This window comes from Saccharopolyspora sp. MMCC62 (assembly GCF_057736575.1).
In genome coordinates this window covers 68148-95115 of sequence record NZ_JBYKCM010000012.1, presented here as the reverse complement: position 1 = coordinate 95115, position 26968 = coordinate 68148, and the positions used below count along the sequence as shown (strand labels likewise).

Annotated in this window: 20 protein-coding genes; 11 read left to right on the top strand and 9 right to left on the bottom strand. The window is 72.0% G+C overall.

The window, feature by feature from the left end; all coding sequences use genetic code 11:
- Nucleotides 1-4: 4 nt before the first annotated feature.
- From AC29IT_RS24925 to AC29IT_RS24915, 3 genes are all read left to right on the top strand, one after another.
- Nucleotides 5-1009: a LacI family DNA-binding transcriptional regulator gene (locus AC29IT_RS24925; protein ID WP_358436884.1), complete on the top strand. Its 1005-nt coding sequence runs from the start codon at nucleotides 5-7 to the stop codon at nucleotides 1007-1009.
- Nucleotides 1010-1361: 352 nt separating this feature from the next.
- A complete protein-coding gene (locus tag AC29IT_RS24920) occupies nucleotides 1362-2708 on the top strand; it encodes an MFS transporter (RefSeq protein ID WP_488220297.1) in 1347 nt (448 codons plus the stop codon).
- Between the two features lie 187 nt (nucleotides 2709-2895).
- Nucleotides 2896-3696 (top strand): SGNH/GDSL hydrolase family protein, encoded by an 801-nt coding sequence (locus AC29IT_RS24915; protein ID WP_358436879.1) that lies wholly within the window; start codon nucleotides 2896-2898, stop codon nucleotides 3694-3696.
- A 198-nt stretch (nucleotides 3697-3894) separates the two neighbouring features.
- On the opposite strand, the gene AC29IT_RS24910 is transcribed toward AC29IT_RS24915, so the two are convergent.
- The 8 genes from AC29IT_RS24910 to AC29IT_RS24875 form a co-directional block, all read right to left on the bottom strand.
- A complete protein-coding gene (locus AC29IT_RS24910; protein ID WP_488220296.1) occupies nucleotides 3895-4764 on the bottom strand; it encodes an IS5 family transposase in 870 nt (289 codons plus the stop codon).
- 1327 nt (nucleotides 4765-6091) lie between these two features.
- Nucleotides 6092-8197, bottom strand: coding sequence for an alkaline phosphatase D family protein (locus AC29IT_RS24905; RefSeq protein WP_488220295.1), 2106 nt, complete (start codon nucleotides 8195-8197; stop codon nucleotides 6092-6094).
- 254 nt (nucleotides 8198-8451) lie between these two features.
- On the bottom strand, nucleotides 8452-9468 hold the full coding sequence (locus AC29IT_RS24900; protein ID WP_488220294.1) for a Gfo/Idh/MocA family protein: 1017 nt from the start codon (nucleotides 9466-9468) through the stop codon (nucleotides 8452-8454).
- Nucleotides 9469-9537: 69 nt separating this feature from the next.
- Entirely contained in the window at nucleotides 9538-10941 is a 1404-nt protein-coding gene (locus AC29IT_RS24895; protein ID WP_488220293.1) for a sugar porter family MFS transporter, read from the bottom strand.
- A gap of 12 nt (nucleotides 10942-10953) precedes the next feature.
- Nucleotides 10954-11808 carry a sugar phosphate isomerase/epimerase family protein gene (locus AC29IT_RS24890; protein ID WP_488220292.1) on the bottom strand — a complete coding sequence of 285 codons (855 nt, stop codon included), beginning with the start codon at nucleotides 11806-11808 and terminating at the stop codon, nucleotides 10954-10956.
- Between the two features lie 29 nt (nucleotides 11809-11837).
- Nucleotides 11838-12848 carry a Gfo/Idh/MocA family protein gene (locus tag AC29IT_RS24885; protein WP_488220291.1) on the bottom strand — a complete coding sequence of 337 codons (1011 nt, stop codon included), beginning with the start codon at nucleotides 12846-12848 and terminating at the stop codon, nucleotides 11838-11840.
- A 152-nt stretch (nucleotides 12849-13000) separates the two neighbouring features.
- Complete coding sequence (locus AC29IT_RS24880; protein WP_488220290.1) at nucleotides 13001-13918, bottom strand: sugar phosphate isomerase/epimerase family protein; 918 nt, start codon at nucleotides 13916-13918, stop codon at nucleotides 13001-13003.
- A gap of 400 nt (nucleotides 13919-14318) precedes the next feature.
- Nucleotides 14319-15101, bottom strand: coding sequence for a GntR family transcriptional regulator (locus tag AC29IT_RS24875; RefSeq protein ID WP_488220331.1), 783 nt, complete (start codon nucleotides 15099-15101; stop codon nucleotides 14319-14321).
- A 368-nt stretch (nucleotides 15102-15469) separates the two neighbouring features.
- On the opposite strand from AC29IT_RS24875, the gene iolC reads away from it, so the two are divergent.
- The 5 genes from iolC to AC29IT_RS24850 are packed head-to-tail and all read left to right on the top strand — an operon-like array spanning nucleotide 15470 to nucleotide 21727.
- On the top strand, nucleotides 15470-16432 hold the full coding sequence (gene iolC / locus AC29IT_RS24870) for a 5-dehydro-2-deoxygluconokinase (protein WP_488220289.1): 963 nt from the start codon (nucleotides 15470-15472) through the stop codon (nucleotides 16430-16432).
- Between the two features lie 24 nt (nucleotides 16433-16456).
- The gene (locus AC29IT_RS24865; protein WP_488220288.1) at nucleotides 16457-17377 is read left to right on the top strand and encodes a Cgl0159 family (beta/alpha)8-fold protein; all 921 of its coding nucleotides are present in this window, start codon (nucleotides 16457-16459) and stop codon (nucleotides 17375-17377) included.
- Nucleotides 17378-17394: 17 nt separating this feature from the next.
- Nucleotides 17395-18312, top strand: coding sequence for a 5-deoxy-glucuronate isomerase (iolB, locus tag AC29IT_RS24860; RefSeq protein ID WP_488220287.1), 918 nt, complete (start codon nucleotides 17395-17397; stop codon nucleotides 18310-18312).
- Nucleotides 18309-20177, top strand: coding sequence for a 3D-(3,5/4)-trihydroxycyclohexane-1,2-dione acylhydrolase (decyclizing) (iolD, locus tag AC29IT_RS24855; protein WP_488220286.1), 1869 nt, complete (start codon nucleotides 18309-18311; stop codon nucleotides 20175-20177). Before iolB ends, iolD begins: the two co-directional genes overlap by 4 nt.
- Before the next feature lie 53 nt (nucleotides 20178-20230).
- Nucleotides 20231-21727: a CoA-acylating methylmalonate-semialdehyde dehydrogenase gene (locus AC29IT_RS24850; RefSeq protein ID WP_488220330.1), complete on the top strand. Its 1497-nt coding sequence runs from the start codon at nucleotides 20231-20233 to the stop codon at nucleotides 21725-21727.
- A 289-nt stretch (nucleotides 21728-22016) separates the two neighbouring features.
- Here AC29IT_RS24850 and AC29IT_RS24845 read toward each other — a convergent pair whose 3' ends face one another.
- Nucleotides 22017-22199: a PspC domain-containing protein gene (locus tag AC29IT_RS24845; protein ID WP_358436849.1), complete on the bottom strand. Its 183-nt coding sequence runs from the start codon at nucleotides 22197-22199 to the stop codon at nucleotides 22017-22019.
- Between the two features lie 81 nt (nucleotides 22200-22280).
- Between AC29IT_RS24845 and AC29IT_RS24840 the strand changes: the two genes are divergently transcribed.
- The 3 genes from AC29IT_RS24840 to AC29IT_RS24830 all read left to right on the top strand — a co-directional run bounded on the left by AC29IT_RS24840 (nucleotide 22281) and on the right by AC29IT_RS24830 (nucleotide 26886).
- Nucleotides 22281-24497 (top strand): hypothetical protein, encoded by a 2217-nt coding sequence (locus AC29IT_RS24840; RefSeq protein ID WP_488220285.1) that lies wholly within the window; start codon nucleotides 22281-22283, stop codon nucleotides 24495-24497.
- A gap of 132 nt (nucleotides 24498-24629) precedes the next feature.
- A complete protein-coding gene (locus AC29IT_RS24835; protein ID WP_358436843.1) occupies nucleotides 24630-25634 on the top strand; it encodes a lysylphosphatidylglycerol synthase transmembrane domain-containing protein in 1005 nt (334 codons plus the stop codon).
- A 118-nt stretch (nucleotides 25635-25752) separates the two neighbouring features.
- Nucleotides 25753-26886, top strand: a complete 1134-nt coding sequence (locus tag AC29IT_RS24830; protein ID WP_358436840.1) for a J domain-containing protein — start codon at nucleotides 25753-25755, stop codon at nucleotides 26884-26886.
- Nucleotides 26887-26968: the final 82 nt, after the last annotated feature.

The following is a 26968-nucleotide window of genomic DNA, read 5'->3' as shown; positions in this document are numbered from 1 at the left end:
AGGCATGGTCAGCATCAAGGACGTTGCCGAGCGCGCCGGAGTCTCGGTGGCCACCGTGTCCAACTCGCTCAACCGGCCCGACCGGGTCTCGGTCACCACCAGGGCCCGCGTGCTGTCGGTGATCGACGAGCTCGGCTACGTCCGCAGCGAATCGGCGCGGCAGCTGCGCGCCGGGCACAGCCGCCTCCTCGCGCTGCTGGTGCTGGACATGGGAAATCCGTTCTTCGTCGACGTGGCCCGCGGCGTGGAGGCCGCGGCCCGCGACGAAGGGCTCGGCGTGATGCTGTGCAACTCCGGGCAGGACCCGGAGGCCGAAGCGCTGTACCTGTCGCTGTTCGCCGAGCAGCGGGTGCGCGGTGTGCTCGTCACCCCGGCCGACGTCAGCGGCGCCAACCTCGATTCGCTGCGGCGGCAGGGAATTCCGTCCGTGCTGGTGGACCGCAAGGTCGGCAGCGAGCGGGCGTGCTCGGTGGCGGTGGACGACGTGGCGGGCGGGGCGCTCGCGGTGCGGCACCTGCTCGAACGCGGGCACCGCGACATCGCCTTCGTCACCGGTCCCGGCTCGCTCACCCAGTGCCTCGACCGGCGCACCGGCGCGCTCAGCGCGCTGCACGAGCACGGGCTCGACGACGACGTGCTGAGCGTGCTGGAAGTGCCCGCGCTCGACGTGGCCTCCGGACGGGACGCCGGGGCCCGGCTGCTCGGCCTGCCCACCCGGCCTAGCGCGGTGTTCTGCGCGAACGACCTGCTCGCCCTCGGCCTGCTGCAGGCCCTGTTCGCCGCCGGGGTGCGGGTGCCGGAGGACATCGCGCTCGTCGGCTACGACGACATCGAATTCGCCGCCGCGGCCGCGGTACCGCTGACCTCGGTGCGCCAGCCCGCGTTCCGCATCGGGCGCAAGGCCGCCGAACTGGTGCTCACCGAAGCCGATCCCGGGCACGTCCACCAGCAGGTGATCTACGAACCGGAACTGGTGGTGCGCAGATCCAGCCTGCCGCCAGCCCGCTGAGCCGCTCCGCTCCTGCGGCGAGCCGGGGCGGGTGGTGGACTCCCGGCCGCCTCCTGGCCACGGGAGCGGTCGAGGAACCGCGGCGGTGCCGGTGTCCCGGGTGGTTCCTGTTCGGCTGCTCCCGCCGCGGACGAGCCGGACGACGAGGAGCGGGTGCGGGTGGGCACCGTCCTCGCTCGCGGCAGGAGCGGCGGCACGAGCCCGATGGGCGGGTGATTCGTCCGGATCGGACGCGGGGGTCGCGGGAAACCGCACGGACGGAGGTTCCTCGCCGTGCGGCCGGTTCGGTAGACCGTTCTGCACCGGTGCCCGCCCGGCGGGGCGCGGGCACCCGCGGAGGACGGGGAATGGCATGGACACCACCGGGCCGGAACTCGATCCCGACGCGGCGAAACCGACCCGCGAGCAGTGGAAGTGGGCGGGGCTCGCCTCCATGGCGTCCTACATCGACGCCGGCTCCATCGTCGCCGCCGCGGCCGGGCTCCCGCTGTGGGAAGCGTTCCTCGGCCTCGACTCCACCGCCATCGGGCTGCTCACCGCGTTCAGCTCCAACGCGATCTCCGCCGCCGTCGGCGCGCTCATCGGCGGCAGGCTCGGCGACCGGTTCGGCCGCAAGCGGATCTACGCGTGGGACCTGCTCGTGTTCGCCTTCGGCGTGCTGTGGATCGTGTGCGCCGTCAACCTGCCGATGCTGTTCGTCGGCTACGTCATCGTCGGACTCGCCGTCGGCGCCGACCTGCCCACCTCGCTCGCGCTGGTCGCCGAATTCGCCCCCGGCCGGTCCCGCGGCAAGCTCATCGGGCTGACCCAGGTGGCGTGGTGCCTAGGGCCGCTGATCACGTTGCTGCTGGCGTTCGCGCTCGCCCCGCTCGGTTTGCTGGGCGTGCGGATCGTGTTCGCGCACCTGCTCGTCGTCGCCCTCGTCACCTGGTACCTGCGCCGCGGCATGGTCGAATCGGCGCGGTGGACGCAGGCCCGGCGCGCGGCCCGCGACAGCGGGAACCCGCTCGCTGCCGGGCGCCTGCGCGACCTGGTCACCGGGCGGAACCTGCGGGCGCTGCTGTTCACCGGCGGGCTCTACGCGCTCTGGAACACCGTGGCGGGCACCAACGGCGCGTTCCTGCCGTACCTGCTGCAACACGCGGGAGGCGTGGACCAGGCCACGAGCGTGGCCGTCCAAGCGTTCAACTCGCTGGTGACGCTGCTCGCCGTCGCGCTGGTGTTCATGCCGCTGGCCGACGGTGCCCGGCGGCGGCCGCTGTTCGCGTTCGGCGCCGTCCTGCAGATCGCCGCGTTCGGCTGCTTCGCGGTGCTGCCGATCGGAGTCGGGGTGGCCGTCGCGAACGTGGGGTTGTTCGGCATCGGTGCGGTGCTCGCCGGGGAATCGTTCTACAAGCTCTGGTCGCAGGAGATGTTCCCGACGATGCTGCGCGCCACCGCGCAAGGCGTCACGTTCGCGTTCGCCCGCATCATCCTCGGAATCTGGAGCTTCCTGGTTCCGGCCATGATCGAATCGGAGTTCGGGGTGTCCGGAATGGCCATGATCATGATGGCTATGCTGGTGCTGTTCGGCGTCATCGGACTCGTCGGGATGCCGGATTCCGCGGGCAGGACCCTCGATGAGCTGGAGCAGGGCCCGTCCGCTCCGGGCACCGCCGAAAGGGTAGATCGCGGCGGCGAATTCGGCGGCGCTGAGTGATCGAATTCGGCCTGATTGGGCTTGATCGGGGAATCACCCTTCAAAATCGGGTGAACTCTGGAAGATTTCGCGGGAATTCGCGTGGCGTCAATTCGCCAACACGGCACGTGTGGTCCATTCGGGACGTTCAATCGATCTCGGCCGGGACGGTCGCGTTCTGGGGTCGAGGACTTCGTTCGGAGGAGCCATGCGTCACATTCGGGGAATCGCGCGCGCCATCGCAGCGACCGTCGTCATCGGAACATCCGTCACCGGCGGGACGGCGTACGCCGCGCAAGCCGACGAGAACTACGCGGCGCTCGGCGACTCGTTCGCCTCCGGCACCGGAACCAGGGACTACTTCGAGGACAGCGGCGACTGCCTGCGCAGCCCCAAGGCCTACCCGCAGCTGTGGGCCGACGCGCACGGCGCCGCCTCGTTCACCTTCGACGCCTGCTCCGGGGCGACCACCGACGACCTCAACGCCGACCAGCTCGGCTCGCTGAGCGCCGACACCACGCTGGTCACCGTGCAGATCGGCGGCAACGACATCGGATTCGCCAACGTCATCCAAGGCTGCCTGCTCGGCAGCGACGAGAACTGCGACTCCGCCGTCACCGACGGAGAAACCGCCACCCGCGACGAACTGCCCGCCAAGCTCGACGCCACCTACGAAGGCATCCGCAGCGCCGCGCCCAACGCCGACATCGTCGTCGTCGGCTACCCGCGCATCAACTCGACCGGCGACTGCGGCATCCCCGGGTTCAGCGAGACCAAGCGCGAACGCATCAACAAGGGCGCCGACGTGCTCGCCGAAGTCATCTCCGAACGGGCCGAAGCCGCCGGGTTCACCTACGCCGACCCGCGCAGCGCCTTCGACGGCCACGGCGTCTGCGGCGACCCGGAATGGATCAACGGGCCCAGCACGCCGCTGCAGGAATCCTTCCACCCCAACGTGACCGGACACGCGGAGGGCTACCTCCCGGTCGTCGAATCCGCGATCGGCTGAGCGAAATCCGCGTCCGCTCCTCGGCGGGGCGGATGGCGGAACCGCACTGCCCGTCTCGCTGCTTCTGATGTGCAGTGCTCGGGTGGCCGAACCTCAGCGGCTTCCTCGCTGCGGGTCGATGTCTGATGTGTGTCCGGCACACTGCGACATCGCCGTCCTCGCGAGGAAGCCGCTGAGAGGGTGTTGTGGATCTGTGGTTTAGGTGGTGTGGGGTGTGGTCTGTTGGGTGTTGTGGCTGGTGAGGCGTTTGGTCATGAGGTGGGTCATGGCGAGGGTGATCATGTTTTCGGCGTGGGTGGGGAGGCGTTCGTAGTCTCGGGCGAGGCGTCGGTGGCGGGTGAGCCAGCCGAAGGTGCGTTCCACGACCCAGCGGCGAGGGAGGACGGTGAAGCCTCGTGCGGTGGCGGGCCGGGTGACGATGTCGAGAGTGACTCCGAGTTCGGTGCGGGTCCAGGTTTCCATGCCGCCGCCTTTCGGGCTGCCGTAGCCGCCGTCGGCCCAGACACGGGTGATCGATCGGTAACGGCTGCTCAGGCGGCGCAGGATCTCTCGGCCGCCGCGCTCGCCCCGGTCTTGGACGGAGGCACTGGTGACCATCACTGCCAGCAGGAGCCCGTGGGTGTCGACCACGAGGTGCCGTTTCCGTCCACGGGTGCGTTTCCCGGCGTCGTAGCCCAGATCGCTGCCTCCTTCACCCGTGACGATCGACTGGGCGTCCAGGATCGCCGCAGTCGGGGCGGGGTCACGGCCGGTGTGTGTGCGGAGCCGGTCTCGGAGGGCGTCGTGCAGGCGGGTGAACGTGCCGTCGGCGGCCCATCGCCGGTACCAGCGGTAGACGGTGTGCCAGGGCGGCAGGTCACGCGGAAGCATCCGCCACGCGCATCCCGACCGCAGCACGAACAAGATCCCGTCCAACACCAGCCGGTCACCGTATTTCCGTGCCACACCGCCCTTCCTGCGGTCCGGCACGGGCATCAACGGCTTCAGCACCGCCCACTCCTGATCACTCAGACTCGACGGATACCATGACCGACGATCATCCCCGCCAGGTCCCTCGCTTGCATACACACAACGAGATCCTGACGGGGATGATCTTGTCTGCCAACCCAGATCCACAACACTCTCTGAGAACCCCCCGCGGTGCCGGTGTCTTGGGTGGTCGTTGCTCAGCGGCGTCGCTGCTGACGAGAAACCGACCCGCCGGGCAGGTTCGGCGACGGGCAGTCAGCGGTTCCCGCGCCGCGAGCTCGATTTCTCGGACGGCTCCGTGAGATCGCCGTCCTCGCGAGGAAACCCCTGAGAGCCCGGCTGGTGGTGCCGGTTGTTCTGGTGGTCGTCGGTTCGGCTTCGCCGCCGGCGGGCGATCGGCGGGTCTCTCGGTGCAGGTGTGACGAGCGGCGGTCGGCGGTGCGTCCGGATGCGGGGCCGTTCGGTGAACGTGGCTCCGTCGCGGGAGGAATGGCTGTTCTCGTGGGGGAATCGCTGAGAACCTGCGGAGGGTGCTGGTCGGTTCGGCGGCTTCGCCGCTGGGTGAACGGCGAGTCCCTTGGCGCAGGTGCGACGGAGTTGCGTCTGCGGTGCACCTTGTTGCTGGTCGTGGTGGGAAACGTGGCTCTGGTGTGGGAAGGAAACGCCGTTCTCGCGGGGGAATCGCTGCGCGCCCGGCTTCCGGTTGGCGGTGCGGGTTGTTCTGGTGGTCGGCGGGTCAGCGGCTTCGTCGCCGGCGAGCGATCGGCGGGTCTCTCGGCGCAGGGAGTGACGAGCGGCGGTCAGCGGTGCACCTGGCTGCGGGTCGTCCGGCACATGTGGCCCTGGCTGAGGAGGAATCGCCGTTCTCGCCAGGGAGCGGCTGAGCGCCCGCGGGTGTTCTGTTGCTCGGGTTGCCGCTGCGCAGCGTCCTCGATCACTGCCGAGATCGGATGATGGTGTCCGTGGTGTCCGTCGGGTGAGGGCTGTCGCCCGGGTAGTGGAGTGCGCGGACTGGTCGTCTGGAGTGCGTGGGCGGCTCGCCCGGGCTGGTCGGGTGTGCGGGCTGGTCTCCCGGAGTCGGGAGCGCGTGGGTCCGTCGCGGCGTGCCGGGTGGGTGAACCGTTCGGCCGGGGTGGTTCTCGGTCCGGTTGGTCAGTCGTGGCCGGGTGCTCGGTGACAGCGGTCCTTCAGTGCTGTTCTCGGTGCGGTGCGGTGCGGTGCGGTGCGGCGGCGGCGGCGGTCGGTGGGAGCGCGCGTTCGTCGATCACCTGCCGGTGGTTCTTCGGACCTGGCCGTACTGCGGTGGCTGTGGCGTCGCTGTGCGCGCCGTCGTGGTGGCGGGCGTTCGACTGAACTTGCCGCGGCGGGCCAACTCGTCCGGCACCGGCTCTCCGAGCTGCGGGGATTCGTCCGAGGGGCGCGGCGCTCAGGACAGGCGGGAGCGGTGGATGGTGGTGAGGGCGCCGTCCTCCTCGGCGCGCTGCAGCGCCACCACCGCGTGCGCGCCGTCGACGTCGAGGACGCCGATCGCGTTGCCGAAGTACGGTCCCGCCGTCCTCGCCCAGGCCAGCGGTAGCGGCGGTACCCCGAGCCGCCTGCCGAGCCCGCGGAACAACGCCGCCAACGAGCGCGCCCACGCCATCCGCAGCGGCGTCGTCAAGTGCGCGGGCGTCGCGTTGTGCAACGGCGAACACGTCACCTGCACGACCCGGGACCGGGTCGCCGGGGCGTACACCGCCTCCGCGACGTAGCTGTGGTGCACGTCCCCGGACAGCACCGACACCGAGGCGGTGTCCGGCCGATCCGCGGCTTCGCGAAGCAGTTCCGACAGCCGGTCGAAGGACTCGCCGAACGCGGCCCAGTGCTCCAGATCGCCCGCCTGCCGCACGCGCTCCGCGAGCTTCGGCCACCGGCCGCGATCCGTGCACGCCGCCTCGTTCCAGGCCTGCAGGTGGTGCACCGCGTGCGGGAGCAGCCACGGCAGCGAGGAAGCGATCACGAGGTGCTCCGGCGACTCCGAAGCACGGCCCGGATCCCCGGTGTGGGCCGCACCCGCCGTTGTGTCGTCTCGTCGGGGTTCGTCGTCGTGCCCGGGTTCGTCGTCGCGCCGGTGTTCATCGTTCCGTCGGTGCTCGTCGTCGCGCCGAGATTCCCTTTCACGCCGAGATTCCCCGTCGCGCCGAGATTCCTCGGCGTGCCCGGACCGTTCGCCCAGCCCGGCCAGACCGCTTCCTTCGGCCCGGGCGCCGCCCTCTGCCCGGCTGTCCCCCTCGGACCGGCTGCTGCGTGGAACACCGCCGTCGAGCTCCGAGTCGTCGTCCGGTCCGGCACCGCTCCCCGGCGGTGAGATCCCGGGCGAGGAGGTCGGTGGCGCCCCCGGTCCGACGCCGTTCGCAGCGCCCCCGCCCGCGGATCCGCGACTCCCGGCGATGCGCACGCGCGCGTGGTCCGGCAGTGGCTCCTGGGCCGGATCGAGCCGCAGCTGCTCGCGCAGCCAGTCGAAGTCGACGTCCGACAGCATCGCCCGGCTGCCGCCCTCCAAGATCCGGCCCGCCCGGGTGTCCAGCACGATCAGCCGCAGCGCGCCCAGGTCCCGCCGGTAGCTCCAGCGCACGTCCTTGTACCGGCCCCGCGGCCCGCCCACCTCCTCCGCGGTGCCCGGGGTGCGCAGCTCGGTGTCGGCGGCCGCGGCGAACTCGCGCAGCACCGGCAGCGCATCCCCGGTGCGACCCGCGGCCAGCACCGCCCGGTAGGTGGGGTCCGCGTCCAGGTCGTCGGGGGAGAGGTTCCCGATGTGCTGGTACACCCAGTAGCCGACGAGGGCGCCGAGCAGACGTTCCCGCCACCAGGGCTGGGCGGACATCGCGGTCCGCCACTCCAGCGAGGTGTTCCAGTCGTCCCGCACGTCGTGATCGTCGAAGATCATCATGCTGGGGACGGTGGACAGCAGCCAGCGCACCAGCGGATCGCCCCAGGCATGCCGGTACAGCACCGTGTACTCCTCGAAGTCGGCGATCTCCTCGCCGGGGGGTTCGCGGAGGTCCCGGTGGGCCGCGAGCTCCCGCTGCACTTCAGGCGCGGTCTGGTCGGCGTACACCTGATCACCGAGGAACAGCATCGCGTGCGGCCAGTCCCGTTCCGGGGTGTCCATCAGCCTGCGGGCGCAGGACTCCAGCGCGTCCGGTCCCAGCGTTCGGCGGCGGCCCGCGTCCTCCGTCGGGCCGAACCGGCACGATCCGAACACCAGCCGGGCTCCAGCTCCCGGCGGCACCGTGCGGATCCGGCTCGGCGGATGGGTGTCCGAGGCGGCCGGCCACACCACGGCGCCACCGACCCGCACGTCGTAGGGAGTCGAGGTGCCCGGCCGCAGTCCGCGCAGCGCGACCAGCGCGTAGTGGTGCCCGCCGACCTGGAACGTGTCGGCAGCGGTGCCGAGCACCTCGACCGTGCAGGCCTCGTCCAGTTCCAGCCACACGGTCGCCGACGTGTCGTCGGTGTAGCGGAGGATCGGCCCCAGCACCACATTCGTCACGCGCCCTGCATACCGCACCGGGCGGCCCGGTGAAAGCGGCCGTGCGCCGGGAGTTCCGCACTGATCGCCGAATGACACCGCCGCGCCCGCGAGGTGCCGGGGCGGGTCCGCGCACCTGTCCGGACCGGCCGAGTCCGGCACCGGCGCATCCGGTGCCGCCGACCGTGCTTCCCGAGGTTCCGACGCTTCCCGAGGTTCCGGCGGCCCGTCCGCGCGGCGCGGTCGTGCGCGTCGACATCCCGGCGCCACGTCGCTCAGCCGCGGACTTCGGCGATGCTCACCGGGCGCCGCTCCCGGCGGGACCGCTCGCACGCCTCCGCGATGCACAGAGCCTCCAGTGCCTCCGCCGCCGTGCACGGGTTGTCCGCTCGCCCGGCCGCGACCTCGACGAACTCGGTGAGCTCGGCGACGTACGCCGCCCGGAAGCGTTCCAGGAACGTGCGGTACGGGGCGCCGGACGGCCAGGGCACACCCTGCTCCGCGGACGGCAGCGGAGCCCGGTCGTCGTGGCCGACGAACAGCGCGCCCAGCGAACCGCACACCTCCAGCCGCACGTCGTGCCCAGCGCCGTTGTAGCGGCTGGCGCTCACCGTGGCGAGGGTGCCGTCGTCGAACTCCAGCAGCGCCACGCAGGTGTCCACGTCGTCGGCCTCGGCGAAGAACGCCGCGCCGCGGTTCGCGCCGAGCGCGCACGCGGACACGACCTCGCGGCCGGTGACCCACCGCAGCGCGTCGAAGTCGTGGATGCTGCAGTCCCGGAACAACCCGCCGGAGGTCAGCAGGTACTCGGCCGGCGGCGGGTCCTGGTCACCGGTGACGGCGCGCAACGTGTGCAGCCAGCCGAGGCGGCCGCTGCGGACCGCCTCCCGCGCCGCCCGGTATCCGGCGTCGTAGCGGCGCTGGAACCCGATCTGCAGCGGAACGTCCACTTCGGTGCTGCGCCGCACCACTTCGCGGGTGCCGGGCAGGTCGAGGGCGACGGGTTTCTCGCAGAACACCGGTTTGCCCCGGTCCAGCGCCCGGTGGATCAGCTCGGCGTGCGCGTGCGTGGCGGCGGTGATCACGACCGCGTCCACCCCCGCCGCGTAGAGCTCTTCCTCGGTCGGAACCGCTTCGGCGGCGAGCCCGTCGGCGCGCAGCTCGGCGGCGAGCCGCGCGGCCCGGTCGGGGAGCGCGTCGGTGATCCGCAGCCCGGTGACGCCGTCCAGCCCCAGCAGGGTCCTGGAGTGCATCGCGCCGATCCGGCCGGTACCGATCAGTCCCAACTGCATCGTCGTTCCTCTCGTCCGGAGTGGAAGTGCGGAGGTGCCGATCGGCCCGCCCGGGCGTGGGGGAGCGGCTCAGGAGTAGCGCACCCGCAGGTCGGTTTCGAGCTCTTCCAGGCTGCGCCCCTTGGTCTCCGGGACCAGCCGCACGCTGAACACGAGCGAACCGATGTTGAGCGCGGCGAACACCCAGAACGTGGCGCTGCCCCCGATGGCCGCCACCATCGGCGGGAACACCAGCGCCACCACGAAGTTCGTCAGCCACAGCACCAGCACCGCCACGCCCATCGCGAAGCCGCGGATCTTCAACGGGAACAGCTCGGTGATCATCAGCCAGGTCACGGTGCTCACGCTGCTCTGCTGGAACGCCATGTACACCACCATGATCGTCAGCGTCAGGTAGCTGACCCAGCTCGCACCGGTCGGCAGCAGGAAGACCAAGCCCAGCAGCGCCAGGCAGCTGGTCACCCCGGCCTGGCCGGTGAGCAGCAGCGGCCGCCTGCCGACCCGATCCATCAGCAGCAGGCCGACCAGCGCCGCCAGCACGGAGATCACCCCGATCGAGATCGTCGCCGCGATGGAGGCGACCTCGCCCAGTCCGGTCTGCGTCAGCAGCATCGGTGCGAAGTAGATGATCGTGTTGACGCCGGTGACCTGCTGCAGCATCGCCAGCCCGATGCCGATGAAGAACACCCGGCGCAGCCACTTCGAGCGCAGTTCCCGCCAACCCCGGCCGGTCGGTTGCTGTTCGTGCGCGGCGGTGATCTGCGCTAGCTCCCGCTCGGCCTCCTCGGGCGACCGGCCGCGGTGCAGCACGGCGCGGGCCTGCTCCGGCCGTTGCTTGCCCGCGTACCACCGCGGGCTGTCCGGCAGGAACAGCATGCCCACGCCCAGCAACACCGCGGGAATGGTCGCGAGCCCGAGCATCCAGCGCCACGCCCCGGCTTCGGCGAGCAGCGCGTTCACCACGTACGCCAGCAGCTGCCCGGTCACGATCATCAGGCCGTTGAAGGTGACCAGCCTGCCGCGCACCTGCGCCGGCGCCATCTCGGAGATGTACAGCGGCACCACCACCGAGGCGGCGCCGACCGCCAGCCCCAGCACCACCCGGGAGAGCACCAGGATCGGGACGTCCGGGGTCAGCGCCGAACCGAGCGTGCCCACCACGAACACCACGGCCGATCCGATCAGCATCGGCCGCCGCCCGGCCCGGTCCGCGATCCGGCCGCCGACCAGCGCGCCCGCGGCGGCGCCCAGCAGCAGCGAGCTGGTGACCAGTCCTTCCAGGAACGGCGTCAGCCCGAAGTGCGGGGTCATGAACAGCAGCGCCCCGGAGATCACCCCGGTGTCGTAGCCGAACAGCGCCCCGCCCAGCGCGGACACGATCGCCACCAGCAGGACGAACCGCTTCGCCTTGCGCACCGCGGCGAGCTCGGCCTGCTCACCGGGCTCGTCGTTCGAGAGCGTTCTCGCCACCATCGATCTCCGTCCTCACCATCGGGCCAAGTACTCGGCGGTCTTCTTCCGCATGAACACCGAGGATTCGCGGGCGCGGTCCTCCCACGCGAACACGGCCACGGTCATGGTGCCGTCGAACCCGTTGTCGCGGAGCGCGCCGAACAGCTCGTCCCAGTCGACCTCGCCCTGCCCGATGTCCAAGTGCTGGTGCACCCGGACCGGGGAGCCCGGCGGGTTGACGATGTAGCGCAGCCCGGACGAGGCGGTGTGGTCGAAGCTGTCCGCCAGGTGCACGTGGGTGAGCAGCTCACCGGCGTGCCGGATGATGCCCGGCGCGTCGTCGCCCATGTGGAAGGTGTGCGGCGCGCAGTACAGGAACTGCGCGTTCGGCGAGTTCAGCCCGCGGATCATGTCCACCGCGACGTGTCCGTCTTCGACGAAGTCGTCCGGGTGCGGTTCGAGCCTGAGCGAGATCCCCTCCCGCTCGAAGATCGGGAGCAGTTCTTCCATCGACTTGAAGAACTTGCCCTCGCTGCGGCTGGAGTCCTCCGGCCTGCCGTTGAACTCCGAGACCATGGCGTCGACGCCGAGCAACGACGTGATCTCGATGGCCCGCTTCCAGTACCGCACGGCCGCTTCCCGCTCCTCCTCGTCGGGGCCGGACCAGCGGTACAGCGGCAGCACCGAGGAGATGCCCACCCCGGCGGCGTCCAGCTCCCGCCGGAACCGGCGGAGGGTCTCGTCGTCGATCCGCGGGTGGCGGAAGAACGGGAGCACGTCCTCGCGCGGAGACAGTTCGATCCACTCGTAGCCGAGTTCGGCGACGAGCTTCGGCAGTTCCAGCAACGGGGTGAACCGGAACATGTTCGGGTCGAGCGCGATCTTCACCAGTTCTCCTCAGGGCCGGTTCAGGTCGGTCAGGCGTAGAGCTCGGGACGTTCGGCGAGCACGATCTCGATGCGCTGCCCGGTCCGCTGGGCGGTCACGCCCGCTTCGCAGGCGGCCGCGGCGGCGTAGCCGTCCCATGCGGAGGCGCCGTCGATACCGCCGGCGCGGGCGGCGCGCACCCACCGCTGGAACTCGGCGTCGAAGGCCTGCCGGAACCGCGGCCGGAAGTCCGAGGTGACGTCGCCGCCCCAGCGGCCCGCGTGGTGCGTGCGCATCCCGGTGTCGTCGCCGACCAGCGCGGTGCCCTGCTCGCAGACCGCTTCGCAGCGGACCTGGTAGCCGAAGCCGCAGTTCACGAAGATCTCGACGTCGACGAGCACGCCACCGGCGGTCTCGATCGTGACGAGCTGGGGGACGCCGGCGTCGGTGCTGGGCGCCGTGCCCTGCTGGCGGACCGATACGGCGGTGAGGTCCCGGCCGAGCAACCACCGGGTGGTGTCGAACTCGTGCACCACCGAGTCGGTGATGAGCATGTCGGTGGTGAACCCCGGTGGTGCGGACGGATTGCGGTGCGCGCAGTGCAGCAGCAGCGTCCGGCCGAACTCCTCGGCGTCGAGCAGTTCCTTCAGACGCAGGTATTCCGGGTCGAACCGGCGCATGAAGCCCACCTGGATGAGCTTGCGGCCGCTCGCCGCTTCGGCGCGCACCACGCGCAGCGCGGACTCGGGGTCCGGGGTGAGCGGTTTCTCGCACAGCACCGGGATGCCGCGTTCCACCGCGGCGAGCAGCAGCGGTTCGTGCGCGGGGCCGGGAGAGGCGATCACCACCGCGTCCACGTCGGACGCGGTGATCACGGCCAGCGGGTCGGTTTCGGCGCGGGCCCCGGGCACACCGCGCACGGCGCGGTCCGCCCGCTCCGCGTCGGGGTCGCCGACGGCGACGAGACGGGCGCCGCTGAGTCGTTCGTGGATGCGGGCGGCGTGGTCGGAACCCATCATGCCGGCTCCGATCACCCCGACCCGGAGGTCCTGATCGGTCATGCTCGTCCCTCCTGGGTGCGCCGTTCGGGGCCGTCGCGCGGTGCGCGCCGGCCGGGGGCGGCGGGTGCTGGTCGCGGTGCGCCGCGCGGTCCGGCAGGACCGGTGGGCAGCGCACCGCGGGTGCGGGTGCGGTGGTGTGGTGGTGCGGTGGCTCAGCGGGCGCCCGCACCGCAGCGGTTCAGGAACTCCCTGGTGCGCTTGGCGATAGGCAGCGGCACGTCCGGTGCGCACGGGTACAGGTCCTGCTCGACGATCGCGAACAGATCGGCGTCGAGCCCGCGGGTGGCTTCGATGATCGGTTCGAGGGCGGGCACGCCCTGCGGTGGCTCGCACATCACGCCGCGGCGCACCGCCGGCCCGAACGGCAAGTCCTGCTCCTGCACCTCGGCCAGCACCCGCGGGTCGACCTGTTTCAGGTGCAGGTAGCCGATGCGGTCCGGGTACTTGCGGATCAGTTCCAGGTTGTCCCCGCCGCAGTAGGAGATGTGCCCAGTGTCCAGGCACAGCGTCACCAGTTCCGGGTCGGTCATCTCCAGGAACCGCTCCACGTGCTGCTGGGTGTCGACGTGGCTGTCGGCGTGCGGGTGGAACTGCAGGTGCACCCCGTACTCCTCGTGCAGCGCCTTGGCCAGCCGGTCGATGCCGGTGCCCAGTGCGCGCCAGGAACCGTCGCCGAGCGACCGGTCCTCGAGCTGCTCGCCGCTCGCCGGGTCGCGCCACATCTCCGGGATGACGACGACGTGCCGGGCGCCGAGCGCGCTGGTGAGGTCGGCGACCTGGCGGACGTGCGCCCAGGTCTGCTCCCACACGTCGCCGCGGTGGAACGCGGTGAAGCAGGTGCCCGCGGAGAGGGTCAGCTCGCGCCGCGCGAGTTCGTCGCGCAGGCGGTGCGGGTCGGTGGGCAGGTAGCCGTACGGGCCGAGTTCGATCCACCGGTACCCGGCGTCGGACACCTCGTCGAGGAACCGCTGCCACGGGGTCTGCTGATCGTCCTCGGGGAACCAGACTCCCCACGAGTCGGGTGCCGAGCCGACCCGCAGCCGGTCGCCGGCCTCGTTGCCGTTGCTCATCGGAATCTCCTTCTGCTGCTGCGTTGCGGCGGAGGGTCGGAGCTGCGCGCGGTGGATCGGCGCGCGGACGGCCGCGGCCAGGGCTCGGCCGGTGGCGCGGTCGTCGGGGAGCGGAGGTGCGGCGCCGGGCGGCGGGCCGCTCCGGAGGTCGGGTGTGACGCCGGTCTCCGCGATTCGGTAGCCGTAGTTTTCCCCCGCGAGCGGACCCGTGTCAAGACTTCGTCCTGACATACTTACGTACGGATGATTCCGATGATCCGGTCGGGGGACGGCGGGCGCGGCAGGGCGCATCGAGGCCTCCGCGCGCGCGAAAACGCGCGCCCGCGAGCGAAGGGTCGTGGGGCGAGGCGGTGGATCGACCGGCGGGACCGCCGGTGGAAGGTGCGAGCGGCTCCGCCGGTCAGGCGTCGCCGCGGAGGGAGAGGTCGAAGGAGTAGCGCGACGCGCGGTACACGTGCGAGCCGTACTCGACGATCCGGCCGGACTGGTCGTAGGTGGTGCGCTCCATCGTCAGCAGCGCGGCGCCCTCGGGTTCGTCGAGCAGCTCGGCGTCCTGCTCGGTCGCGGTGCGGGCTCCGATGGTCTGGCGCGCCGCGTGCAGCGGCACGCCGGCGCCGCGCAGCAGCTGGTAGAGCCCGCGCTCGATCAGCGATTCCGTCGAGGGACGGATCAGCTCTGCGGGCAGGAAGTTGTTCATGCGGGCGATGGGCTCGCCGCCGGCGTAGCGGACGCGCTCCAGGTGCAGCACGCTGTCGGTCCGCTTCAGCCCGAGGGTGCCGGTGAGCTCGTCGGACACCAGCTCGACCTCGTTGATCAGCACCTGGGTGCTGGGCCTGCGGTCGATCTCGGTGAGGTCGTCGAACAAGCTGCTCAGCTCGACGGAGCGCTTCACCTTGTTGAACACGACCTGGGTGCCCGCGCCGCGCTTGCGCACGACGAGGCCCTTGTCCACCAGCGAGCCGATGGCCTGCCGGACGGTCGGCCGGGACAGGCCGAGGTGGCCGGCCAGTTCGATCTCGTTGTCCAGCCGGGTGCCGACCGGCAGGTCGCCACCCTCGATGGCGGCTTCGATCTGGGTCGCCACCTGGTGGTACAGCGGCACGGGGCTGGAGTGGTCCACGGTGATCCGGCTGGCCGGGTCCCAGGTGGAGTTCCCGTCCGCAGGTCGGGATCGGTGCTGCATGGAGGTCACGTTCCTTACGTTAGCAAGATCGGGTGTCATCCTTAAGTAAGTATGTCCGGACATACTATTGACAGGCGCCGTGACGGCCGAGTAGACACGAAATCACAACGCGCGGTTCCGGCGCCCGGTGACGATCCGGTCGTCGCCGGTTCGGCCCACCGGACGAGGTGGCCGAGTCCGGGGAGCACGCGGGCGGGGGCGGCCCGTTCTCGTGCTCCCCGGTCCTGCCGCGGTCGGTTCCGAGCGGGTCCGCCCCACCGGCGTCCGCGGTTCCGCTTCCCGCCAGGCCTCGCCCGGATGGCGGCCCCACCAGGTATCCATCCCGAGCCCATTTCGCTCCACGCGCCCGTTTCGGAGGTCAGCATCCGATGAGCATCCCGTTCGACGTCATCACCATGGGCCGCATCGGGGTCGACGTGTACCCGCTGCAGACGGGGGTGCCGCTGCCGCAGGTCGAGACCTTCGGCAAGTACCTCGGCGGTTCCGCCACCAACGTCGCGGTCGCCGCCGCCCGGCTCGGCAGGCGCGCAGCGGTGATCAGCAGGACCGGGGCCGACCCGTTCGGCGAGTACGTGCACCAGGCGCTGCGCGAGTTCGACGTGGACGACCGGTGGGTCACCCCCGTCGAGCGGTATCCGACACCGGTGACCTTCTGCGAAGTGTTCCCACCGGACGATTTCCCGCTGTACTTCTACCGCTACCCGAAAGCGCCCGACCTGGAGATCCACCCGCACGAGCTCGACCTGGACGCCATCGCGTCCGCCCGGATCTTCTGGATGACCGGCACCGGCCTGGCCGAGGAACCGAGCCGCACGGCCACGCTGGCCGCGCTGGAACATCGCGCGCGACGCGGCCACACCGTCTTCGACCTGGACTGGCGGCCGATGTTCTGGCCCGACCACTCCGCGGCCACCTCCTGGTACCGGGAGGCGCTCCGGCACGTCACGGTCGCGGTCGGCAACCTCGACGAGTGCGAACGCGCCGTCGGCACCCGGGACCCGGACGCCGCCGCGGACGCCCTGCTGGCGGCGGGGGTGGAGCTGGCCGTGGTCAAGCAGGGCCCGGCGGGCGTGCTCGCCAGATCGGTCACCGCCGACGTGGTCGAGCCACCGGTACCGGTGGAGGTCGTCAACGGGCTGGGCGCGGGCGACGCCTTCGGCGGCGCGCTGTGCCACGGCCTGCTCGAGGGCTGGGAAGCGCCGCGGACGATGCGCTTCGCCAACGCTTCCGGGGCGCTGGTCGCCTCCCGGCTGGCCTGCTCCGCCGCCATGCCCCACGCGCACGAGATCGAGAGCCTCCTGTCCGCCGACCGCCCCGGTGCCACCGGCTGAGCGGCTAGTGCGAAAGCGAGAACCGTGTCCACTGTGAGCATCACCGACCTCACCCGGGTGCGCGCCACCCGGCCCGAAGCGATCCGGGAGGCGGCAGCGTCCCGGCAGCGCAGACCGCTGCTCGGCGCCGACGGCCGGATGCTGATCATCGCCGCCGACCACCCGGCGCGGGGCGCGCTGGGCGCCGGGGACGACGCGCTGGCGATGGCGAACCGGACCGATCTGCTGGAGCGGCTGTGCACCGCGCTGGACCGGCCCGGCGTGGACGGCGTGCTGGGCACCGCCGACGTGCTCGACGACCTGCTGCTGCTCGGCGCGCTGGAGGGCAAGGTCGTCATCGGTTCGATGAACCGGGGCGGGCTGGCCGGTGCCTCCTTCGAGCTCGACGACCGGTTCACCGGGCACCGCGCGCAGGACGTCGAACGGCTCCGGTTCGACGGCGGGAAGTTGTTGCTGCGCCTCGACTACGGCGACCCCGGTTCGCTGGAGACGATGGCCGGCGCGGCGCAGGCGGTGAACGACCTCGCGGAGCGCGGCCTGATGGCCCTGGTCGAGCCCTTCCTGTCCCGCCGGGTCGGCGGGAAGGTGCGCAACGACCTGTCCGCGGAGGCGGTCACCCGGTCCATCGCGATCGCCGCCGGGCTCGGCGGTACCTCGGCCTACACCTGGCTGAAGGTTCCGGTGGTGGACGACATCCAACGGATCGGCCCGGTCATGGAGACCACCACGCTGCCCACCGTGCTGCTGGGCGGCGAGGTCGCGGCCGACCAGGACGCCACCTTCGCGCGGTGGCAGCGGGCGCTGCAGCTGCCGAACGTGCACGGGCTGGTGGTGGGCCGCAGCCTGCTCTACCCGCCGGACGGCGACGTGGCCGCCGCGGTGGACACCGCCGCGGGCCTGCTGCGCCCGGCCGGCCTGGTGACGACGGGGGAGTTCGACCGGTGAGGACGGAGGGAGAAGTGGTGCCGGACAAGCGATTCCACCTGCCCGCGGGAACGGCGGCGCAGGACGAGTACGCCGTGCGGGTCGACCCGGAGAGCGCGGGCTGGGGCTATTCCTCGTTGCGCGTGCTGGAACTCGCGGCGGGTGCGGAGCACGAGTTCGCCACCGGCGACAGCGAGTGGATCGTGCTGCCGCTCACCGGCGGCTGCACCGTGCGCTCGGTGGACGGCGCGGGTGAGACCGCGGTGTTCGAACTCGACGGCCGCGACAGCGTGTTCCGCGGCGTCACCGATTTCGCCTACGTGCCGCGGGATTCCTCGGTGCGGGTGCGCAGCGCGGCGGGCGGCCGGTTCGCGCTGACCGGAGCCCGCTGCGAGCGGCGGCTGCCCGCCCGCTACGGCGCGGCCTCCGACGTGCCGGTGGAGCTGCGCGGCGCCGGGCAGGCGAGCAGGCAGGTGAACAACTTCGGTGCGGCGCACGTGTTCGAAGCGGACCGGTTGATCGCGGTGGAGGTGCTCACCCCGGCCGGGAACTGGTCGTCGTTCCCGCCGCACAAGCACGACACCGAGCGCGACGGCGAGTCGGAGCTGGAAGAGATCTACTACTTCGAGATCGCCTCCGGCGGTGGTACCGAGGGCGTCGGCTACCAGCGCGTGTACCCGTCCGGGCCGGATCGGCGGACCGACGTGCTGGCAGAGGTGCGCAGCGGGGACGTGGTGCTGATCCCGGACGGCTGGCACGGGCCGTCGATGGCCGTGCCGGGCTACGACATGTACTACCTCAACGTGATGGCGGGCCCGTCCCCGGACCGGGCGTGGCTGATCTGCGACGACCCCGCGCACGCGTGGGTGCGCGAGACCTGGCGGGACCAGCCGGTCGACCCGCGGCTGCCGCTGTACGCGGCCCCGGCGGCCGAAGCGGGAGGGGATCGAGGATGAGTTCCGGAACGAGGCGGTTGACCGTCGCGCAGGCGCTGGTGCGGTTCCTGGCGCAGCAGCACAGCGAACGCGACGGGCAGCGGACCCGGCTGATCGCGGGCTGCTGGGGGATCTTCGGCCACGGCAACGTGGCGGGGATCGGGCAGGCATTGCTGGAGACGCCGGAACTTCCCTACGTGCAGGGGCGCAACGAGCAGGCGATGGTGCACGCGGCGGTGGGCTACGCGCGGCAGCGCGACCGGCTGTCCACCTACGCGTGCACCACCTCCATCGGACCGGGAGCGACGAACCTGGTCACCGGGGCGGCGCTGGCGACGATCAACCACCTGCCGGTGCTGCTGCTGCCGGGCGACGTGTTCGCGACCCGGCCCGCCGACCCGGTGTTGCAGCAGCTGGAACTCCCGCACGCCCGGGACGTCTCGGTGAACGACGCGCTGCGCCCGGTGTCCCGGTACTTCGACCGGATCTGGCGCCCGGAGGCGCTGATCCCGTCGGCGCTGGAGGCGATGCGGGTGCTGACCGATCCGGTGCAGACCGGCGCGGTGACGCTCGCGCTGCCGCAGGACGTGCAGGCCGAGGCGTACGACTGGCCGGAGGAGTTCTTCGCCGAGCGGACCTGGCGGGTGCCCCGCCCGCCGGCCGACCCGGAGTCCCTGGACGAGGCGGCGGAACGCATCCGCGCGGCCCGGCGTCCGCTGATCATCGCCGGTGGCGGGGTGCACCACAGCGGAGCTGAGCAGCGGCTGCAGGAGTTCGCCGCCGACACCGGCATCCCGGTCTCGGAGACGCAGGCCGGGCGCGGTTCGCTGCGGTTCGACGATCCGCGCGCGCTCGGCTCCATCGGGCACACCGGGACCTCGGCATCTGACGACCTGGCGCGGCGGGCGGACCTGGTGATCGGGATCGGCACCCGCTACTCGGACTTCACCACCGCCTCGCGCACCTTGTTCGCGAACCCGGCGGTGCGGTTCGTCAACATCAACATCGCGCCGGGCGATGCGCACAAGCAGGCGGCGACCCCGGTCGTCGGGGACGCGCGCGCCGTGCTGGCCGGTCTCGCGGAACGGCTGGCGGGCCACCGGGTGGACGAGGAGTACGTGCGCGAGTACCGGGGCGCCGCGGCGACCTGGTCGGCGGTGGTGGACCGCGTCACGCGGGCCGCCGACGGGGGCGAGAGACCAGGGCAGGCCGAGGTGATCGGCGTGCTGGACGAGGTGCTGGCCGACGAGGACGTGGTGGTCAACGCCGCGGGTTCGCTGCCGGAGGACCTCAACAAGCTGTGGCGCGCCAAGCAGCCCCACCAGTACCACGTGGAGTACGGGTTCTCCTGCATGGGCTACGAGATCCCGGCGGCCATCGGAGCGCGCCTGGCCGATCCGGAGCGCGAGGTGTTCGCGCTCGTCGGCGACGGCACCTACCTGATGCTGCCCACCGAGCTGGTGACGGCCGTGCAGGAAGGCATCAAGATCAACCTGGTGCTGGTGCAGAACCACGGCTATGCCTCCATCGGCGGGCTGTCGGAGAAGGTCGGGGCCGAGCGCTTCGGCACGGCCTACCGGTTCCGGGACGAGGACGGCCGGTTCACCGGAGATCCGCTGCCGGTGGACCTGGTGGCGAACGTGGGCAGCCTCGGCGTGGACGTGCTGCGCGCGGACACGGTGGACGAGCTGCGCGAGTCGCTGCGCGCCTCCCGGGAATCGGCGCGGCCCACGGCGGTGTACGTGGAGACCGACCCGGCGAAGGCGCAGCTGCCGCCGGAGGCCTGGTGGGACGTGCCGGTCGCCGAGGTCTCCGCGTTGGAGAGCACCCGGGCGGCCCGGCAGAACTACGAAGAACACGTGCGGGAGCAGCGGCACCACTTGTGAACGCGCAGGGTGCCCGTGAACGGATTCGCGGCGAATCGGGAAGGTTTCGGGAGATCGTGAACGGTATTCGGCATTGGATCGACGGGGCGGCCGCGGACGGGACCTCCGGCCGCTTCGGACAGGTGACGAACCCGGCGACCGGGCAGGTGACCGGACAGGTCCCGCTGGCGAGCGCGGACGAGGTGGATACCGCGATCGCCGCGGCGGCGAAGGCCCACGCGTCGTGGTCCACGTCCTCGCTGGCGAAGCGCACCCAGGTGTTGTTCAAGTTCCGGGAGCTGCTCGACGCGCACCGGGACGAGATCGCCGCGCTGATCACCGCGGAGCACGGCAAGGTGCACTCCGACGCGCTCGGCGAGGTCGCGCGCGGCCTGGAGATCGTGGAGCTGGCCTGCGGCATCCCGCAGCTGCTCAAGGGGCAGAGCTCCACGCAGGTCTCCACCAGGGTGGACGTGGAGTCGATCCGGCAGCCGGTCGGCGTCGTCGCCTGCATCACGCCGTTCAACTTCCCGGCGATGGTGCCGCTGTGGATGATCCCGATGGCGATCGCCTGCGGGAACGCCGTGGTGCTGAAGCCGAGCGAGAAGGACCCGTCGGCGACCCAGCGCCTCGTCGAGCTGTTCGCGGCAGCGGGGTTGCCGGACGGCGTGCTCAACCTGGTGCACGGCGACAAGGAGTCGGTGGACCGGCTGCTCACCCATCCGGATGTCGCGGCGGTCAGCTTCGTCGGGTCCACGCCGATCGCGCGGTACGTGCAGCGCACTGCGGTCGAGCACGGCAAGCGGGTGCAGGCGTTGGCGGGCGCGAAGAACCACATGCTGGTGCTGCCGGACGCGGACCTGGACCAGGCCGCCGACGCCGCGGTCTCGGCCGCGTACGGCTCGGCCGGGGAGCGCTGCATGGCGGTGTCCGTGGTGGTGGCGGTCGATCCGATCGGCGACGAGCTCGTCGGCAAGATCGCCGAACGGGCCCGGGCGCTCGCCATCGGGCCCGGTGACCGGGAGTCCTCGGAGATGGGGCCGCTGGTCACCGCCGAGCACCGGGCGAAGGTGGCCTCCTACGTCCCGCTGGCCCGGGAGCAGGGTGCGGAGGTCGTGGTGGACGGGACCGAGCTGGTGGTGCCGGGCCACGAGGACGGCTTCTTCATCGGGGTGAGCCTGCTGGACAAGGTGCGCCCGGAGATGGACGCCTACGCCGACGAGATCTTCGGGCCGGTGCTGTGCGTGGTGCGGGCGGACGGCTACCGCGACGCGGTCGACTTGATCAATTCCTCGCGGTGGGGCAACGGCACCGCGATCTTCACCCGCGACGGGGGAGCGGCGCGCCGGTTCCAGCTGGAGGTCGAGGCGGGCATGGTCGGTGTCAACGTCCCGATCCCGGTGCCGGTCGGCTACCACTCGTTCGGCGGGTGGAAGGAGTCGCTGTTCGGCGACCACCACATCTACGGCACGGACGGGGTGCACTTCTACACCCGCGGCAAGGTGATCACGACCCGCTGGCCGGATCCGAGCGACGGCGGGGTGGATCTGGGCTTCCCGCAGAACACTTGATTTCGGTGGAACACCCGGTTTCCGTCCGGTGAAGTGCGGCGCGCCCTGGGCTTATGTCACCCGTAGCGGTTACCGTGGACATCAGCACGGTGCGCCGGCGATGAGCTGGCCGTGCCGGTTCCAGGGCGCCACCTGACCGAGCACGGCTGTTCCGGATGGCCACAAGGGAGGGGCGGTTCCGCCGCCTCGGCCATCCGCGTGGAAAGGCCCGCTGACTCCAGAGTCAGCGGGTTTTTCGCGTTCCGGGCCAGGTCACGGCGGTGCTCGGCCCTGGTCCTCGATCCCGGGTTCACTGCTTGGGCATCACGATCCACAGCGCCAGGTAGATCAAGAACTGCGGGCCGGGCAGGATGCAGGAGAGCACGAACAGCAGCCGGACCAGGCCGACGTTCCAGCCGAAGCGCTGTGCGATGCCCGCGCACACCCCGGCGATCAGAGCCCCGCTGCGGGGGCGTTGCAGAACCGTCGTCATGCCGGTGGGGTTCCCCGCCGGACCCGGCGCCACGCCTCGGGCTCGGGTGCGCGGCGGCGGGGCCCGTGCTGGGCTGGGTGGATGGCCGGAGAGCAGGTGCCGGACGAGCTGCTGCAGCAGCTCTACCAGGGAGATCCGGCGAGGTTCGTGGCCGACCGCAACGAGCGGGTCCGCGCCGCCCGGGACGCCGGTGACGAGGACCTGGCCAGGGCGATCGGGGAGCTGCGCAAGCCGACGACGGCGGCGTGGGCGGTGAACCGGGTGGCCGTCGAACATCCGCGGCGGGTGGCCGAACTCGTCGAGGTCGGCGAGGAGTTGCGTTCAGCGCAACGCGAGCTGCGCGGGGACGAGATCCGGCGGCTGGACCGGCGGCGCGCGGAAGTCGTCACGGATCTGACGGCTCGGACGGCGCAGGTGGTGGAACGCGGCGGGAAACCGCTGGGTGAGCAGGCGCGCAGGCAGGTGGAGAGCACTTTCACCGCGGCGGTCGCGGAACCGGACTCCGCGCGCCAGGTGCGGGCCGGGGTGCTCAGCGGCGCGCTGGAGTACAGCGGGTTCGGCCTGGACGAGCTGTCGGTGGCGGCGATGCGCAGCGCCACGGCTCGCCGTGAGCAGGGGACCGGGCCGCGGGGACACGGCCCGCGCGAGGGTGCGCAGCGGGGCGCCGAACACTCCCGGGATGACGCGCCGCCGCTGAGGGGCGGACGGGAGACCGGAAGCCGAGAGCGAAGCCCGGAGCGGCGGACGCGCGCTTCGGCGGAGGAAGCACCGCCGGCGGCGGCCGGTCGGTCCGGCTCGCGCATCGCGGAACGTCCCACGGCGCGCACTGCCCGGGACCAGCCAGGTACCGCGCACGGCAGGCGGGACACCGCACGGGTTCAGAGGAAGGCGGCGCAGGACCGGTCGGAGGGCGCGCGGGAGCGGGTCGCCACCACGCGAGATCAGGCGGAGACCGTGCAGGACCGGCCAAAAGCGGCGCAGGCGCACGGCCGGACGACAGCGGGGAGGGGCCGGCCGGAGACCGCGCACGGCCGAACGAAAGCCGAGCGGGACAGGACGAAGACTGCGCAGGGTCCGCCGGAGGCGGCGCAGGCCCGACGGGAGTCTGCGCAGGGCCGATCTGCGACCGCGCGCGGCCAGGAGATTGCGGCGGAGAACGGGCCGGAGGCCGGGCGGGAGCGGGCCGCCGCTGCGCCGCGCCGGAGAAAGGTGGCCCAGGATCAGGCGACGGCCAAGCAGGATCCGGCGGCCACCTCGCAGGGCCGGGTGCGGACGTTGCACGACCCGACGAGCGTTGCCCAGAAGCGGACCAGAACAGCCCAGGGTCGGCCGAAAGCGACGCAGGACCGGTCGGCCGGTGGGCGGGGGCGGTCGGGAACGGCGCAGGGCCAGGCGAAGGCCGCGCACGACGGCCCGGCCGGTGCGCGGGTCCGGGCGAAGGCAGCACGAGACCGAACGAAATCCGCACCAGCCCCCACCGGCGCGGAGGACGCACCGCCCGCCCGCTCGCGGCCGAAATCCGGGACCGCGAAGGCCGGGACCGCGAAGGCCGGGACTGCGAAGGCCGGGCTTGCGAAGTCCGAGACTGCGAAGTCCGGGACCGCGAAGTCCGGGACGACCGACGGCAAGAACGCGGCGGAAGCGAAGGACGGAACGCGGCGAACGCGAGATGACCGGCGCGGCACCGAGTCCGACCAACACAGCACCGGAATGGGCCCGCGCGGCACCGAGTCCGACGTGCGCAGCACCGGAACAGATCGACGCCGCAGCGAGTCTGACCGGCGCCGCAGCGAGTCTGACCGGCGGCGCAGCGAGTCCGACCGGCGCCCCCGAGAATCCGACCAGCGCGGAACCCAGTCCGACCGGCGCCGCGCCGAGTCCGACCGGCGCCGCACCGAGTCCGACCGGCGCCGCACCGAGTCCGACCGGCGCCGCACCGAATCCGACCAGCGCGGAACCCAGTCCGACCGGCGCCGCACCGAGTCCGATCGCCGCCGTGCCGAAGCCGACCAGCACGACACCGAACCCGGCCGCAGCCCCGACCAGCACCCCCACCTCGACCAGCACCCCCGCCCCGAGTCCGACCACCCCCGCGCCGAGTCCGACCGGCACCGCGCCGAGGAGGCGCTGCGGTCGGTGGAGCAGGAGCGGGACCGGCTCGAACATCGTCGTGACGAGCTCCGCGCGGAGCTGTCGGAGCTGACCGATCGGCTGCGGGACGCCAAGCGGCAGGTGACTCGGGCCCGGCGGCGGCGGGACGCGACACGCCGACGCGGCACCGTGCACCGAGATCGCTGAACGGGGGTAGCGGATTCACCGGAAAAGGTGGGCGAGCCCGCACTGGTCGACACGTATCGTGATCGCTTCCGGGCGAGCGAACACGGTCCTGTCCGGGCGGCGCTCAGACCGCTCTGCTGACACCCTGCTCCGGTGCGTTCCCGTTGGCTCCAGGTCGCGGCGGTGCTGCTGGTGGCGGCGGCGATCGCCGCGCTGGTGTGGGCGAACCGCCACGAGCTGCCCGCGGCGGGCCGGGCGTTGCGGGACGCCGATCCGCGCTGGTTGGCGGTCGGCGCGGGAGTGCTGCTGGTGTGGATCGCGAACTGGGTGCTGCTGCACGTGGCGGCGCGCCGCGTCACCGGGGCGGGCGGCTACCACGAATTCGCGGAGCTGCTGCCGGTGACGGTGGCGTCGATCGCGCTGAACCTGGCGGTGAAGTCGGGGAACCTGGCGGGCTTGGCGGCGTTCTCGCTGCACGCGCGCGGTCGGGGGACGCGCGATCAGGGGCGGGTCACCGGCGCGTACTTGGCGGCGGCGCAGACCGCCGAGGTGGGTTTCGTGGTGACGCTGGCGGCGGGTTTGGCGGTGGTGTGCTGGGACGGCCGGATGGAGCGCGCGGAGATCGTCGCCACCGTGCTGTTCTCCATCGGGCTGCTGGCGAGGGTGGTGGCGCTGGTGGCGGCGGTGCGCAGCCGGGAGGTGCTGCGCCGGGTGTGGTCGTGGCCGGGGCGGGTGCTGGACCGGGTGCTGCGCCGCGAGCCGCGGGAGCGGGACGCGGAGGCCGCGGACGAGTTCTACGACGCGGTGGCGGCGATCCGGGCCCGGCCGTGGACGGCGTTGCCCGCGGTGTGCTTCGCGGTGCTGATCGACCTGCTGGGGGCGGCGGTCCTGTGGGCGTCGATGGTGGCGGTGGGCGCGGGGGACCGGCCGCTGGTGGCGCTGGTGGCGTACGCGGTGTCGACGTTGTTCGGCATCGTCGGGGTGCTGCCGGGCGGGGTGGGTTTCGTGGAAGTGGGTGCGGCCGCGGCGCTGGCCTCGTACGGGGTGCCGATCGGGGTGTCGGCGGCGGCGGTGCTCGTGTTCCGGGTGTTCGTGTTCTGGTTGCCGTTGGCGTTGGGCGGGTTGCTGGCGTGGCGGCTGCGGTCGTCACCCGGTTAGCCGAACCGGTCGCGGAACGCGGCTCGCCCGGCACCACTGGCTGATCTTGAACGGCCGCTTGCACTTATCATGTCCGCGCGGTCGTGGCTGGCCGATCGCTTACGGTGGACGGAGTTTCGTGCGCGGGGTCGACTACTACGAGCTGCTGGGCGTGGAGCGCTCCGCGTCGAGCGCCGAGATCAAATCCGCGTACCGGACGTTGGCGCGGACGATGCACCCGGACGTCGGCGGCACCGCGGGCACCTTCCGGTTGCTGCAGCAGGCGTACGAGACGTTGAACGATCCGGTGCGCCGCGCGGACTACGACGGTGGGGGTGACGGCGCGGAGCAGCCGGAGCCGGTGGTCGCGGAGCCCCGGTCCCGCACGCCGTCCCGGCGGTGGGTGTACCGGCCGGGACAGCGCCGCGACTTCGGCGACGATCCGGATTTCGCACCGCCCGCCCCGGACCTGGGCGCCGCGGACATCCCGTGGTGGGACGAGGTCGATCCGGCGGAACGGGTGGTGTACCTGCCGGTGACGGCGCCGGACCGGACGGCGGCGTTGGCGATGGCCGGTGGCTGGGTGCTGCTGGCGGCGGCGGGCCTGCTGGTGGGGTTGAGCGGGGTGCTGCTGGGGATGTGGCTGGCGCTGCTGGTGTCGGCCGGGGTGGTGGTGCTGGTGCTGCTGCGGCGCCTGCTGGAGGCGCACCGCACGGACCGCTTGTTCGAGGCGGAGAACCGGGGCCGGGTGTTCGGCGGGACCGCGGCGGAGGAAGTGGCCGCGGACGCGGTGGTGAAGCAGCGGTCCGCGGAGTTGCTGGCGGACCACCTGACGCGGCTGCCGGGGGTGCGGATCTTCCACGGCGTGGCCTGGCCGGGTTCGGTGTTCGCGGACGTGGATCACGCGGTGCTGTGCGGCAGGCGGCTGGTGCTGGTCGAGTCGAAGCGGTGGTTGCCCGGCCACTACGAGGTGGACGAGGACGGCGAGGTGTGGCGCAACGGCCACGTGTTCCGCGGTGGCACCACGCGGCTCGGCGAGGGTGTCGCGGCGTTCGAGGCGCTGCTGCCGGAGGTCGAAGTGCGCGGCGTGCTGCTGCTCTACCCGAACCGGGCCGGTGAGGTGAGCATCGGCGAGTCGGACGCGGCGGCGCCGGTGGAACCGCTGACGCCGGAGGGCTTCGTCCGCGAGATCGGCGAGTGGCTGGCGGCGGAGCCGGCCGCGGTGGACCGGGACGCGTTCTCGATGGTCCTCGCCCAGGTGGTGACGCGCTGAACCCCACCGGCCTGGATTCACCCTGATCAGGCGAAGTTCACCGCGGTGTGGGGTGCGGTTCGTTGCCGGGCGGCTCGGGTAC

What these genes read in the sequence shown, in the direction of transcription:
- AC29IT_RS24880 (WP_488220290.1), bottom strand. Translation starts at nt 13,918, where the DNA reads ATGAGCAACGGCAACGAGGCCGGCGACCGGCTGCGGGTCGGCTCGGCA.
- AC29IT_RS24845 (WP_358436849.1), bottom strand. Translation starts at nt 22,199, where the DNA reads ATGACGACGGTTCTGCAACGCCCCCGCAGCGGGGCTCTGATCGCCGGG.
- AC29IT_RS24875 (WP_488220331.1), bottom strand. Translation starts at nt 15,101, where the DNA reads ATGCAGCACCGATCCCGACCTGCGGACGGGAACTCCACCTGGGACCCG.
- AC29IT_RS24925 (WP_358436884.1), top strand. Translation starts at nt 5, where the DNA reads ATGGTCAGCATCAAGGACGTTGCCGAGCGCGCCGGAGTCTCGGTGGCC.
- iolD (WP_488220286.1), top strand. Translation starts at nt 18,309, where the DNA reads ATGAGTTCCGGAACGAGGCGGTTGACCGTCGCGCAGGCGCTGGTGCGG.
- AC29IT_RS24915 (WP_358436879.1), top strand. Translation starts at nt 2,896, where the DNA reads ATGCGTCACATTCGGGGAATCGCGCGCGCCATCGCAGCGACCGTCGTC.
- AC29IT_RS24900 (WP_488220294.1), bottom strand. Translation starts at nt 9,468, where the DNA reads ATGCAGTTGGGACTGATCGGTACCGGCCGGATCGGCGCGATGCACTCC.
- AC29IT_RS24920 (WP_488220297.1), top strand. Translation starts at nt 1,362, where the DNA reads ATGGACACCACCGGGCCGGAACTCGATCCCGACGCGGCGAAACCGACC.
- AC29IT_RS24885 (WP_488220291.1), bottom strand. Translation starts at nt 12,848, where the DNA reads ATGACCGATCAGGACCTCCGGGTCGGGGTGATCGGAGCCGGCATGATG.
- AC29IT_RS24840 (WP_488220285.1), top strand. Translation starts at nt 22,281, where the DNA reads ATGGCCGGAGAGCAGGTGCCGGACGAGCTGCTGCAGCAGCTCTACCAG.
- AC29IT_RS24895 (WP_488220293.1), bottom strand. Translation starts at nt 10,941, where the DNA reads ATGGTGGCGAGAACGCTCTCGAACGACGAGCCCGGTGAGCAGGCCGAG.
- iolC (WP_488220289.1), top strand. Translation starts at nt 15,470, where the DNA reads ATGAGCATCCCGTTCGACGTCATCACCATGGGCCGCATCGGGGTCGAC.